Origin of the sequence: Natronobacillus azotifigens (genome assembly GCF_026805325.1) — a bacterium.
In the GTDB taxonomy this organism is placed as follows: domain Bacteria; phylum Bacillota; class Bacilli; order Bacillales; family Amphibacillaceae; genus Natronobacillus; species Natronobacillus azotifigens.
Genome location: NZ_JAPRAT010000004.1, coordinates 90,934 through 103,869, shown reverse-complemented (window position 1 = coordinate 103,869; position 12,936 = coordinate 90,934). Strand labels below are relative to the sequence as shown.

General features: G+C 37.6%; 9 protein-coding genes. 4 read left to right on the top strand and 5 right to left on the bottom strand.

Annotation, left to right across the window (positions count from 1 at the left end; genetic code table 11):
- Positions 1–357: 357 nt before the first annotated feature.
- The gene (locus tag OWO01_RS03490) at positions 358–2,376 is read right to left on the bottom strand and encodes a methyl-accepting chemotaxis protein (protein ID WP_268779041.1); all 2,019 of its coding nucleotides are present in this window, start codon (positions 2,374–2,376) and stop codon (positions 358–360) included.
- A gap of 420 nt (positions 2,377–2,796) precedes the next feature.
- On the opposite strand from OWO01_RS03490, the gene OWO01_RS03485 reads away from it, so the two are divergent.
- Positions 2,797–2,946, top strand: coding sequence for a hypothetical protein (locus OWO01_RS03485; protein ID WP_268779040.1), 150 nt, complete (start codon positions 2,797–2,799; stop codon positions 2,944–2,946).
- A 287-nt stretch (positions 2,947–3,233) separates the two neighbouring features.
- Here OWO01_RS03485 and OWO01_RS03480 read toward each other — a convergent pair whose 3' ends face one another.
- Positions 3,234–6,401 carry a carbohydrate-binding domain-containing protein gene (locus OWO01_RS03480; RefSeq protein WP_268779039.1) on the bottom strand — a complete coding sequence of 1,056 codons (3,168 nt, stop codon included), beginning with the start codon at positions 6,399–6,401 and terminating at the stop codon, positions 3,234–3,236.
- A 516-nt stretch (positions 6,402–6,917) separates the two neighbouring features.
- Here OWO01_RS03480 and OWO01_RS03475 point away from each other — a divergent pair.
- The 3 genes from OWO01_RS03475 to OWO01_RS03465 all read left to right on the top strand — a co-directional run bounded on the left by OWO01_RS03475 (position 6,918) and on the right by OWO01_RS03465 (position 8,792).
- Positions 6,918–7,148 carry a hypothetical protein gene (locus OWO01_RS03475; RefSeq protein ID WP_268779038.1) on the top strand — a complete coding sequence of 77 codons (231 nt, stop codon included), beginning with the start codon at positions 6,918–6,920 and terminating at the stop codon, positions 7,146–7,148.
- 4 nt (positions 7,149–7,152) lie between these two features.
- Positions 7,153–7,650 carry an MFS transporter gene (locus OWO01_RS03470; protein WP_268779037.1) on the top strand — a complete coding sequence of 166 codons (498 nt, stop codon included), beginning with the start codon at positions 7,153–7,155 and terminating at the stop codon, positions 7,648–7,650.
- A gap of 257 nt (positions 7,651–7,907) precedes the next feature.
- Positions 7,908–8,792: an AraC family transcriptional regulator gene (locus OWO01_RS03465; RefSeq protein WP_268779036.1), complete on the top strand. Its 885-nt coding sequence runs from the start codon at positions 7,908–7,910 to the stop codon at positions 8,790–8,792.
- Between the two features lie 50 nt (positions 8,793–8,842).
- Here the strand turns inward: OWO01_RS03465 and OWO01_RS03460 are convergent, their stop codons facing one another.
- From OWO01_RS03460 to OWO01_RS03450, 3 genes are read right to left on the bottom strand one after another with little or no spacing between them, the layout of a single operon-like run.
- Positions 8,843–11,062, bottom strand: coding sequence for an alpha-galactosidase (locus tag OWO01_RS03460; RefSeq protein WP_268779035.1), 2,220 nt, complete (start codon positions 11,060–11,062; stop codon positions 8,843–8,845).
- A gap of 16 nt (positions 11,063–11,078) precedes the next feature.
- Positions 11,079–11,912 carry a carbohydrate ABC transporter permease gene (locus OWO01_RS03455; RefSeq protein WP_268779034.1) on the bottom strand — a complete coding sequence of 278 codons (834 nt, stop codon included), beginning with the start codon at positions 11,910–11,912 and terminating at the stop codon, positions 11,079–11,081.
- Positions 11,913–11,925: 13 nt separating this feature from the next.
- The gene (locus OWO01_RS03450) at positions 11,926–12,843 is read right to left on the bottom strand and encodes a carbohydrate ABC transporter permease (RefSeq protein WP_268779033.1); all 918 of its coding nucleotides are present in this window, start codon (positions 12,841–12,843) and stop codon (positions 11,926–11,928) included.
- Between the last annotated feature and the right edge of the window lie 93 nt (positions 12,844–12,936).

Here is a 12,936-nt window from a genome sequence, read left to right as displayed (position 1 = left end):
ATTCTTTTCAACATGTATAATTATACCATTAAAATACGATGGTATAGAATTAAATTTCTTTTTTCTATCATTCACAGCAAAAAAACGAATAAAGTGATACTTCAATCAACGGGGGAGCTTTTTGGAAATTCTATCAATCAAAAACCACCAGCAGGAACATCGTTTTTATCGATTTTATTATAACCCTTAAAAAAATTCACGGATAAGCATCACTAGAGAAGTTCACCTATATCTTTAAGACAATAGTGTTCATAAAGGGCTTCTTGAAGAACAGACGAGGATATCGCAAGAAAAATAGCACATTCAATAAATAACCCCGCACTTCTTTTATAAAAGTGCGGGGTGTTTGTATGGCAATTATTCTTTAGAAATCTTAAATTGACTAACCTGCACAGATAGATCCTCAGCAAGTTTAGCTAAGTGATCAGCACTGTTTGTGACTTCTTCCATAGAACCAAGTAATTGCTCCGCAGAAGCAGATGTTTGTTCGACTCCTGCAGCTGACTCTTGAGAAACAGAGGCAATCTCTTCGATTGATTCATTCATTTTCCCACTATCCTCTGCAATTTCCGTCAACTGAACGGATATACTTTGGATCATCGTTGCCATGCTACTCACAGATTGATTTATTTCTACGAATTTTTCACCAGTGACAGCAATTTGCTTCGAGCCTTCTTCAACCACTTCATAACCATTTTGTAGTGAATTTGTTACCTCGTTTGATTCTTTCTGGATACCATTGACAATGTTTGTAATATTACCAATCGATGAGGTAACCTCTTCCGCTAGCTTTCGAACTTCATCTGCAACGACTGCAAAGCCCTTACCATGCTCTCCTGCTCGAGCAGCCTCAATTGCTGCATTGAGTGCAAGGAGATTCGTTTGCTCTGCAATCCCTTGAATCACTTCTACTAATTTAGAAATCTCTTTTGATTGCTGATCAAGTCCTTGCACTTTTTGGACTGCATCTTGAACGATTTGATGAATCACTTGCATTTGCGTTACAGATTGCTCCATCAATTCTTTTCCTTCATCCGTTTGCTTAATAATACTTTGCGACTCTTTACTCGTATGCATCGTACCTTTATTTGCTTCTGTTACCTTACCAACAAAGGCTTCCATTAACTCTGATATGGTTCCAGAGCTATTTGCTTGTGCTTCCGTTCCTGAAGAAAGCTCTTGCATGGTTGTGGCAATTTGCTTACTTCCTTCTGTTACTTCACTTGCTGATTGACTTAATTCTTCACTGCTTGTTGACAATTGATTAGTTGCACCGGAAACACTTTTGATTAAATCTAGTAAAGAACCTTGCATTTGGTTCATCGATTGGGCGAGATCACCAATCTCATCTTTTCTTTTCATTAATTTTTCCGGTACAGTTTGTGTGAAATCAGCATTCGCTAGTACGTTAATGTGTTTAGATGCCTGCACAATTGGCTTGGATAACATATTAGCTAAAATGAACGCTATGACGATAACAAGCATAACTACGGTCATGATAAGAAATACTGACTTCTGAGCTACTGCTTGCGCTTCTGCATACACTTCACTAGTAGGAGCCGTTACCACAATCCTCCATCCTGTTTTAGGAACACTGGAAAATGCAGCAATCTTTTCATCACCAAGATTATCTGTATAAGTTACGAATCCCGTTTCCTTACCCAAAATTTCTTGCTCAAAAGCTTGCATCGTTTCATCATTCAAATCAAGATTCGTGTAATTCTCACCGGCAATGTTATCATCCGGATGATAAATGATATTACCCTGGGCCGACATCAAGAAGCCGAATCCCGTTTCTGCAAAGCTTATTTTACCTATCGTATCTGAAAATACATCCAACCCAACATAACTGGCTATCAAGCCATTAAAATCATTGCTTTGATCAAGTAATGGTAATGCCACTACAATTTGTTCGTTGCCTGTTTCACTATTTATAATGATATCACTAACTGCATATTCTTTTGTTTCCTTCGCTTCCACGAAGTAATCTCTTTCCTGCAAATTAATGCCTGGAGTATCGATGTTCCCATCTTTGTCGACGACACTAGCAAGCTCAACATCTGAATTACTTACTTCTATATAATTTAGAACATATCTTATATATTCCATATCCATCTCTTGAAACTCAGGGTGGGCCTCCAACATGTTCGATAGCTGTGCTGCCTTGGTATCAAGCCAATCATTTAGTGAATTTCTATTCAGTTCGGCCAATGACATGGACTGCTCTTTAATATTATTTTGTAACGTGTTACTTAACTGGATCGATTGCATGATTGCTAATCCTAAAAGTGGAATTAGTGCAATACACAGCATGGTTAACATAAATTTAAACTTTAGCGTCTTAAAGAAACTCCCCATCGTTCGCTTCTCTTTCATTACTTCACTCCCTTTTTGATATTTGACTCTAAATATACACAGAAGATCACTCCAGATACCCAAAAGAATTGATTAAAAACGCTTTCACGGTATCCCGTCTTGTCTAATTTGTGTCGACATATGTAGAAGAGTGTATATTTTTGTCGATTCATCTTTATTATATGCTGTGGGCACTCTAAAAGTAAAGGAACATTTAACATCTTTTTCAAAAAAAAGCGTTACTACAAAACATTATTCTAAATCGCTTATTGATCCTATACGGAAGATGCTTTATCAAAAGGGGTAAATATTTCTTTCTTGTAGCTCCTTACCTAAAGGGATCGTATCTTTTCCATTCGACACGCTCCTTACTATTCGTATCATAATTAGCTGTTTTCTGGTAAACAATAGAATTGTCAATAAAAGAATAGGAGGTATTTGATGCATTTTTTTAAGAAAGAAAAGGATCCACTACTACCTGAATCCAAAACCAATACGGAGAAAGTAAAACGAGAGATTCAAGAAGACATAAGCGCTGGCCAAGGGGACATCACAGCACGTGAAGCTGGCAGTTATCGAAAAAAGAAATAGGAAAATGCAAAAGAGTGGAAGTTCATGTTTCTCTTCCACTCTTTCCGTTTTATCTAGTATAAGTATGCTGATTTTCTCCTAGCATTGACTCAATATGTACTAAACGACTTCTTTTGGTAATGTATTAAAAAAGAAAGGATGAGCGTAGGCCCTTTCGTTCTATGTGCTTTTGACTTCTGAGCATCTACAGAACCATCGTATTTGTGAAAATTACAAACAAAGATAATGATAAAATAGAAGGCTCTACTGTCTAATAAGAACAGAGAGCCTCTTTTATCGAATATCTATTAGTTTTTACTTGCTGTTTTTCTTTGAATAATAAAGAATGCAAAGCCACTCACGAATAATAACATACCCATTATTAAGTAATTGAATGTGTTTGTAGCAGTATCAGGTAATCTATCGCTTTCTTTTTCTTCTTGAGAAGTTTGATGTTCTTCTTCAGTACCTGGAACAAAATCATCGTCGCTTAATTCCTCTGCTGATGCCTCAAACACTGTGAAAATACTAAAATGTTCAACTGTTACTGTCACAACGCCATCCTCGTATGTTCCACCAATAAGCTCCCATACTTTCTCTTCTTCATTCCAATAAAAAACTTTAACATTTTCTGGGTTTTTAACTTTGCTAGAATCAACTGTAAAGCTAAGTTCTATTCCACCTTCAAAGTATTCGATCTTTTTTCCACCTTGGGTAAGGTTAAAGTCATAAATAGAACTTAATGTGTGATCAACATTTACTAATTCACTATTGGTTGACTCCTCAACAGTAAATACAATTTCTTTATCATTTGTAAATAGAGAAAAAGGTATATTTACAACGACATTTTCTTTACTCACGCTTATTTTTGCATTGGTTTCTCTTAGCTGTTGAACTTGTTCACTAGTAAGTGACAATTCGGTTGCATTAGTAGCACTTAAATTAACATGTAACGTTCCATTTTCCGCTACTTTTTTTACATCATCAGTTGAGACCGTTGCTCTGTTGTCTGTTACAGTTGTTTTTGCTTCAACTACAGATTGGCGTTCGTCAACTGGTTTGGTAACTTCGCCGTCTTCTGAATCAGATTCAGGACCATCAAATCTCACATTATCTAAATACACTCTTCCAGCAAAGTCACTTTCAACATCAGCGAAGATGAGCATTATATTACGTAGATCGATGTCACTCGGGATATCTTCAAAATTGATTTCAACTTCAAAATGATAAAGACCGTCTTCTGTAACTGTAGCCGTATCAAATGCTTCTAAATCAATCTCAAATGTTTCAGAAGCTTGTGCCCAGTAACCTTCACTTGGCGGTTGGAATACAAGGTTAATATCAATGGATCCTTCAGTCGTACGGCCTTCAATTGGATCAATATAAAAATCAAATGCAAGGAACTCATTATCTCCACGAACTAAGTTATCGTTATGAAGGGTTAAACGAGGCGCTGTAGCCCAATTATCGCTTGGCTTTACTTCAGGATATGCGTACTCCCACGATAAAGCGTTTGAACCGTTTACTTCCTCTATCGTCAATGCTGTTCTTACACCAGATTCACCATCCCACTCCCAACCTTGGCGAGTACCATCCTCAAAATCTGATGGGAAAGTGGCTTCTCCTAAAGCGTCATGTTCCACTGGTTCTGGTACTGATTCACGGTCTCCGGTTACGGTAATATTATCTAAAGAAATGACATCAGCATCTTCCGTACCTACAAAAAGAATAATGTTAGTAAGCTCACTATCTTCAGGGTCTTCTGCTATGTTTGCAAGATTTGGTGCATCTTCACCCGTGATGGTTAAGAGTGCTTTGTATGTGCCATCTTCTTGTTCTTCAAAATCAACTGGATTCACTACAGCATTGTTTTCTGGATTTGCCCAACCATATTTTTCACTTTGCGGGATAGCAGTAATGGCAACGGTTGTAGGACTATCAACTATAACATCCATGGTTATGTTTTCCGCACCAAGTACATCTACAGACCCGTCCCATTCATCAGCAGAAAGTCGTACATTGCCCCAATATGTTTCACCTTCTGTTCCTACATCGTTACTTTCATCTAGGCCAGAAATTTGTAAAGCATCATTTTCGTTCGCTAACGTGACTTGAACTGGACTATCGGCATTCACCCCAAACCCTTGCGTAGTTCCGTCATTAAAGTCCCAAATCACTTCAGAGAATTCTTCTCTTGGCGTACGGTCAATCGGGTGATATTCTTCTCCCAATATACGTGAACGTACATATTCACCAGAAACACTTAATTCTTCCATAGACCATGCTTGATCTTCACCTGGGTCAAGCTCCGTTGCATCCGATTCATTTAAAATAAATGGTGTAAATGCACCAGAAGTTTCATTTTTATTTGTTAAAGACCAGTTAGTCCAGCTAATGTTGCTTTCATTTAGAAAATTAAGCCAGACATCTGCTTCATTTAAGTATGGGCCGTTATTACCGTCGGCTTCACTAACTCCCCACTCGGTTGCAAAGATTGCTTTTCCTTTATCTAGTGCGTATTTGGCGTTAGCCATTACGTTACTGCGATCCTCACTAGACGTACCTTCTGGATAACGATCATTTGTACCATGGTGTGAACCAGTATAGAAGTGTAGTGTATACATTGTATGATGATCAACAATTGGATTATCGGCTGCTAAATCCATTCTTTGACTCCAGTTTGGGCTACCTACGATAATAATATTATCATCAGCATTTCCACTCTCCCGAAGTGCATCAACGATAGGCTGAGCATATCCTCTAACTGCTTCCCATCCATCCTCATCATTAGTTACCCCGTCACCACCGCTACTATTTGAACTTGGCTCGTTTGCAAGCTCATAAATAACGTGTGGGTCATTTGGATACTTTTCAGCAATGTGTAAGAAGAAGTCTTTCGCTCCTAAATATTCTTCTCCGTCTTCATTAACGCCACCTTGGTAAATATCTGCATTAGGATTACCAGGTGCATGAACATGCCAATCCACAATAACATACATATCGTTTTTCTTCGCTAATTCTATTCCTTCATACACCTTTTCAATAAGATCAGGGTTGTAAGCGTAACCATTTTCTCCGATATATAGCGCTAATCTAATAACATTAGAGCCCCAATCATTAGCTAATGCTGAAAAAGCATTTTCATTTATGATATCTCCGAACCATTGTAAACCGTGTGTACTCATACCACGTAATTGAATTGGTTCTCCGTCTTGGTCAGCTAATGTTGTGTAACCAGTTTCCGCATCTACTACTAGCTGTAATGCACCAGCTTCTGTAGGTCTTCTTTCATCTAGTCCTTCATCGAGTAATGCCGAATATTTATCATAATTTGATTCATGAGGCCTTTCTTCAATCTCGATTGGAGTTACTAAATCAACGTCATCTTCTTCTGCACTGACCATTGGTGCAAACAAAGATGATACTAGAATAAACGTTAACATTACTGCTACTGATTGCCTTAACTTAACCTTCATTTTGTTACCTCCTCGAATTTTGTGCTTGTTAATCAGTTCTCCTTGTTCACTAGTTCGAATTTTCGATTTTTAACGAAAGGGGTTTCGTGAATGAATAAAAAATCCGCTGTCGGAAATATAGTGAACCGACCTAGCAACTTAATTCTTTTCCTTTGAGGAAACACCTCCTAAATAGGCAAAACCTCTCACAGCTTTGCTTTTTATTCATTTCATGTAAATTCATAAACAGAAATGAATGCGTTTTCATTTTACCAATGTTTCTAGCATTTTTCTAGAGAAACCCCTTTTTTTTTAAAAAAAAGAGTCAGCAGGTTGAAAATACTCATTTGGTACTAATTTTGAAATTAAAGCGAAGGAGGTGGGCAAAAGTAGGGTCGATGATATACCAAAAAAAATAGAAAATCATTATGGTAAAAATACTTGTACTTAATACAAGCATTGAAATATTTATAATCAGTAACTTTTTTGGATTAATTCGATCAAACAAGACACCGACCAAAGGAACTAATATCAAACGTGGCAAAGCAGTTATCGTTAAATCAATCTAAACAGTCGAGATTACATCTCTTCATTTTAATCAAAGATGTGCTTGATGGTTTTAAAATTATCAGTAAAAGAAAATTATTATTCATACTTATTATTATTTCAGCATTGTTAAATTTCAGTATTATAGATCCACACCAGATCGGCCTACCTTATATTGCAAAGCAACTACCTGGGGGGGCACTGATCATCTTGGGTTCTTGATGTCTTGTTTAGGATTTGGAATGCTAACAGGGCATTTATTATTGGATTTAAAAAGAATTTCACTCCAAAAGGTCTAACAGTAATGCTGATCACCATTGTTCTCGGTATATTTTGGTCTTTTGTTGGGTTAGTTCCAGAGTTTTTATACCTCACTGCTCTTTTTCTGTTCTTCAGTGGCATTTTTGTTGGAATGCTAAACGTTGTTGTTATTACGTTGGTTCAACTCTACTCTCCTCCTGAAGCAACCGGGAGAGTAATGAGTCTACAAATTTTGGGTTCTACAGGTATTCAGCCTATTACCTTTTTAGTAGTTGGATGGTTACTAGAAATCATCTCGCCAACTCTGTTATTCTTATGCAGCGGAATAATCCTTGTTACAGTAGCGGGTATAAGTTTGTTATTTAAAGACATTCGCAATACTAATAGCAAGATAGCACCTGAGAACATTGAAGACAACTATAATTTTGACAATAGGAAAGAAACTCGAGAGAATCAAAGATGATTTAAGTAACAGTCATCATTATTAGCACATCTCTAGGTTCTTTAAAAAAGAGGGATAAAGTCACATCGCTGAAGGTGTACTTTACCCTTTTTTTCATTTAATCTCTTTTAATCGCTTCTTTTTTTGCCTCGTCATCATTCTCTATTACTGGCGTTTCACTTGTTTCTCTTCTAGTTCATGGGCACCCGTCATCCAGTTAGACAGTTATTTTAAATAATAGTATAATTATCATATTAAACGTGATATGGGGATGGACTATGCGACCTAAATTAACGAAATCAGCAAGGTATAAGTGCTTAGAGTTTCTCAAGAAAAATTCATATGAATTATACTTATCCTATTGTGGCGTTGAAGATTGTGATCCTAGTCATTCCTATGGTCCAATAAGTAGGACCGAGTTTTTATTGCATTATGTCATTAAAGGAAAAGGCGTTTTTAACGCTGACGGCAAAAGTTATCATCTTAGTGAGCATGATGCTTTTTTGATATACCCAGATGAAACTACCTACTATCAAGCGGATGAAACAGAACCGTGGTCTTATATATGGGTTGGATTTAATGGAATAAAAGCTGAAAATGCATTAACGAATGCTTCCTTTAGTAAAGAAAATCGTGTAAATCAGTTTTACAATAAAGAAAATCTGATAGCTATCGTTAACAAGATGCTGAATGCGAGTAAACTAACATATGCTAACGATCTGAAACGAGAAGGCTATCTCTACTTGTTCCTATCGGCTCTAGTTCAGGAAAAATATGATATAAAGTCGAAAGAAGCGGATATTTATGATTACCCCTATCAAATTTACGTGGATCACGCGTTAGAGTTCATTAAGCATAATTATGAAAAAAATATCAAAGTAAATGATATTGCCCAGTATATCGGGATTAATCGCAGTTATTTAACGACCATTTTTAAAAAAACCATTAATACCTCACCGCAAGAATATCTCGTTAAATATCGGCTTGAAAAAGCTTGTAGCTTATTGAAGACTACTGACTTGCCGATCGGTGTCATTGCATCGAGAGTTGGGTACGATAATCCGTTAACATTTTCAAAAGTATTTAAAAACTTCTATGAGGTAAGTCCGACTGTGTTTCGAACCCAACAGCAGGAACCCATTTACTCAAATAAAAAAGAATAACATTGTTAAGCCCCAAAGCATTGATATGCTTTGGGGCTGTTTGTTTTTTATCAGCGAATAGATTTAAGGTGTAGAATAGTTGATGAAAAGTCAGCACCATCTTCACATAGTTGTGCATCATCAATTATAATACCCGCATACATGAGTGCATCTCCATAATAAACCTGCTTCGTATCCTCATTGATTTGGTAAGCTTGATCTGGGTCTAAACCAACCATCTTGAAGCGTTTGATCGGCTTATTGGGCTGATTTAATGTTTTGTAAAAACCAAATATCGCTTCCGTTTGATCTTCAGATACTACCATCCATATTGTTTCACCTGCTGAAAACGGACTGGTGATTCGATAAAAGTTTCCTTCTAGGATTAGCTTTCGATGCTTTTTGTAAAACGCAATCTGGCGCTTAACTTGTTGCTTTTCTTTATCCGAAAGTAAATTTAAATCTAATTCATAGCCGAAAACCCCAAACATGGCGACATTCGCCCTTGTTTCAATAGGTGTTATTCTACCTACCTGTTGATTTGGGACGGCTGATACATGAGCACCCATACTACTGAGCGGGTAAGCATAAGATGTGCCGTATTGAATTTTCAACCGCTCTATTGCATCTGTATCATCACTGGTCCAAACCTGCGGTGCATAATAAAGCATACCTGGATCAAAACGAGCACCACCACTTGAACACGACTCAAATAAAATATCAGGAAATTCATTAATTAGTCGTTCATATAAGCTATACACACCCAATATATACTTATGAAAGGTTTTTCCTTGCTCAACTGCTGCTCTACCGTGTGAAAAACACTCTGTTATATAACGGTTCATGTCCCATTTCACATAAGATATTCGTGCACTTGCAAGCACTTCTCTCATCGCTTCGTAAATATAATCAACCACCTCGGTACGTGAAAAATCAAGCACATGCTGATTGCGCGAAGGGGAAGCACTTCGATCTGGTGTCTGTATGATCCAATCTGGGTGCGCCCGATATAGCTCACTATCCTTATTAACCATTTCTGGTTCGAACCATAAACCGAATTTCAAACCTAACTGTTCAATTTTACTAGCTAAACCCGGAATCCCTTCAGGTAGTTTGGTCAAATTCGTCCGATTCCAGTCACCCAAACCTGCTCGATCATGATTACGATCACCGAACCACCCATCATCCAAGACAAACAGTTCTGCTCCAAGTGCTTTCCCTGCTTTTGCGATTTCCACTACTTGTGATTCAGTAAATTCCATCTCGGTGGCTTCCCAATTATTTACGAGAACTGGACGAGGTTTATCACGCCACTTCCCTCGAGCAAGTCTTGTTCGATAAAGCTTGTGATAGGCTTGACTCATTTTGTTTAATCCCTGGTCCGCATAGACCATTACAACTTCTGGTGTCTGAAATTGCTCAGCCTCAGCTAGCTTCCACTCAAACGTGTCTGGATGTATACCAAGACAAATGCGAGTATGATCAAAAGTATCAACCTCGATCTGCCCAAGGTGATTGCCGCTATAAACAAGGTTGAAGCCAAATGCTTCTCCGCTATTCTCATCTGTATGAGGACGCTTTAATGCGATAAAAGGATTATGCTCAGCGCTTGTGGTACCAGTCATGCTGTGGATACTTTGAACCCCCTGTTCAAGTTTCCTCACCTTTACATGTCGCTCCCGACTCCAAGCACCTGCAAGGTGTACCATCTCATAATTATAATCTGGAAAATCAATCACGCTGCTCATTGCTTTCGTTAGCATTAGCGGGGCGGTCCCTTTATTGACAAAGCGACTATGTCTTGTTAAAACAGGGAGCTCTTCAAAAATGGTATAGCTTAAAATAAGCTCCGCGTTAATTAATTTATCACTTAGAACAATCTCTAAAGTCGTTGCCTCATCGTCTTCTTCCACATAAGTTGCGGGCAATCCATCAATCGTTTTTTTTCCACGATAGATTTGATACGAGCTAAATTCGAAGTTAGTAATTGAGCTTCCGTTTTCCTGTATAATCTCATAAGCCGGGTACCTAAAATCTGTTGTCCCATATGTTGGATACTCTTGCATCGTATGGTGCAATGATAGTGAATTTGGGTTTTCTTCATCAACTATATACGCGGATAAAGAGCGATGCTTAACTCGAGTTAAGTGGCTATAGTTCGGTTGATCCGTAATTCGCTTACCATAGTAGAGATGTCCCAACTGATTATTATTCAGGATGTTAAAAATATAACTGATTTCATCATTAAAAATATGAAAGGTTTGTTCTTTTTCATGAAATTGGATTGGCATAATATCCTCCTACGACTTATAGTTTTCCACCAGATGTGGATATCCCCTCGATGAAGTTTCTTTGAAATAGTAAATAGACAAGTAGCATTGGCCAGATTGCCAGGACTGCACCTGCCATCAATTGTGGATAATGGACGGAGTAAGCGCCTTGCATCCGAGCTAAAGCTGATGATAGAACAGCCGCATTCTCATTCGGGTTCACAATGATTGGCCACATTAAATCTTTAAACGAAAATAAGGCGGTAAAGATACCAAGAGCAATCATGCCTGATTTTACTAAAGGCAGCATGACGCGCAGAAAAATTTGTCCGTAATTAGCTCCATCAATAATAGCTGCTTCCTCCAGCTCCTTCGGTAGACCCATAAAGAATTGACGCAATAAAAACGTACCAAAAGCACTAACGAGCCCCGGAAAAACCAATGCAAAAATCGTATTACGCATATTCATTGCATCAATCATTAGATATTGCGGGATAATAAATATTTGCGGTGGTACCATCATTTGAAAAAGAACGAGCCCAAAGCAAAAATCTCTTCCGGGAAACTTTAGGCGCGCAAAGGCAAATGCAGCCATCGCGCTAAACATGATTGCAAATAACACACGGAAGAACATCATCGCCAGCGTATTATAGTAGAGAACAAAGAAATTATTCTGTCTGATCACTTCTACATAATTTTCAAATCTCCATTCGGATGGAAAGAAGACAAATGGATTCATTGACGTCGATTCTGTTACGGATTTAAAAGAAGTAAGCAGCATCCATACGAATGGGAATATCATAATAACCGATCCTAAAATTAGAAAGCTATGAAGCAGAATTTTATTAATCGATTTACTTTTCTTATCCACTTTTTCCACCCCTCTATTTGTAATTAACCCATTTCTTCTGGGCTTTCATTTGGAATACCGTAATAATCATAATTATTACCAGTAATAACATAACAATTGCTGATCCATAACCACGATTACTGTATCTAAATGAATTGTTGTAAAATAAATAAACTAAGGACACCGTACTGTTATAAGCCGGGCTTGTTACGTCAACCATCATATAAATAAAATCGAATACCTGCATCGACTGAATAATTGTTGTGACAGTAATAAAGAAAAGTGTTGGAGACAATAGCGGGATCGTGATCTTAAAAAGTTGATAGATAGAGCTCGCTCCATCGATCATCGACGCCTCATAGTAGTCCTTCGGGATTTCTTGTAAACCCGCTAACATCAACACAACATTATAGCCAATAATACTCCAAATACCGATAATTGCGATTGAAATCAATGCAACATTCGGGCTGTTAATCCAATCGACTGACTCTAAGCCGACACTTCTTAATAAATAGTTAAAAAAACCAAATTGATTATTATACATCCAACGCCATACCATAGTAACAGCTGCAGGAGCTGCAACCATCGGAAGGAAGAAAATAGTTCGGTAAATTGTTCTTCCTCTTATTTTTTCGTTCAACAACACAGCAATGACTAAAGAGATAGCAATAGAAATTGGAATGACAAGTAACGTATAAACAAGTGTATTTCTTACCGCATGCCATACCTGCGGATCATTAAACATTCTTATATAATTATCAAACCCAACAAAGATATCTCCTCTTCCAAAATCACCACTTTGAAACAAGCTCAAATAAAGCGTCTGAAAAATCGGTATAATATTTAGAATGAGTAAACCTATCATCGTTGGCGCAATAAAGAACCAGCCCCACATCCATTCGTTCAAGTTCTTCTTGTTCGGTTTTCGAGCGGCCTTGCTTGAATGTAGCACACGATCATCTCCTAACTGGCCATATTTTAAAGACATATTTGTATTGTCGAAATATAGGAAGTGATCATGCCACCGACATGATCACCTATTTCA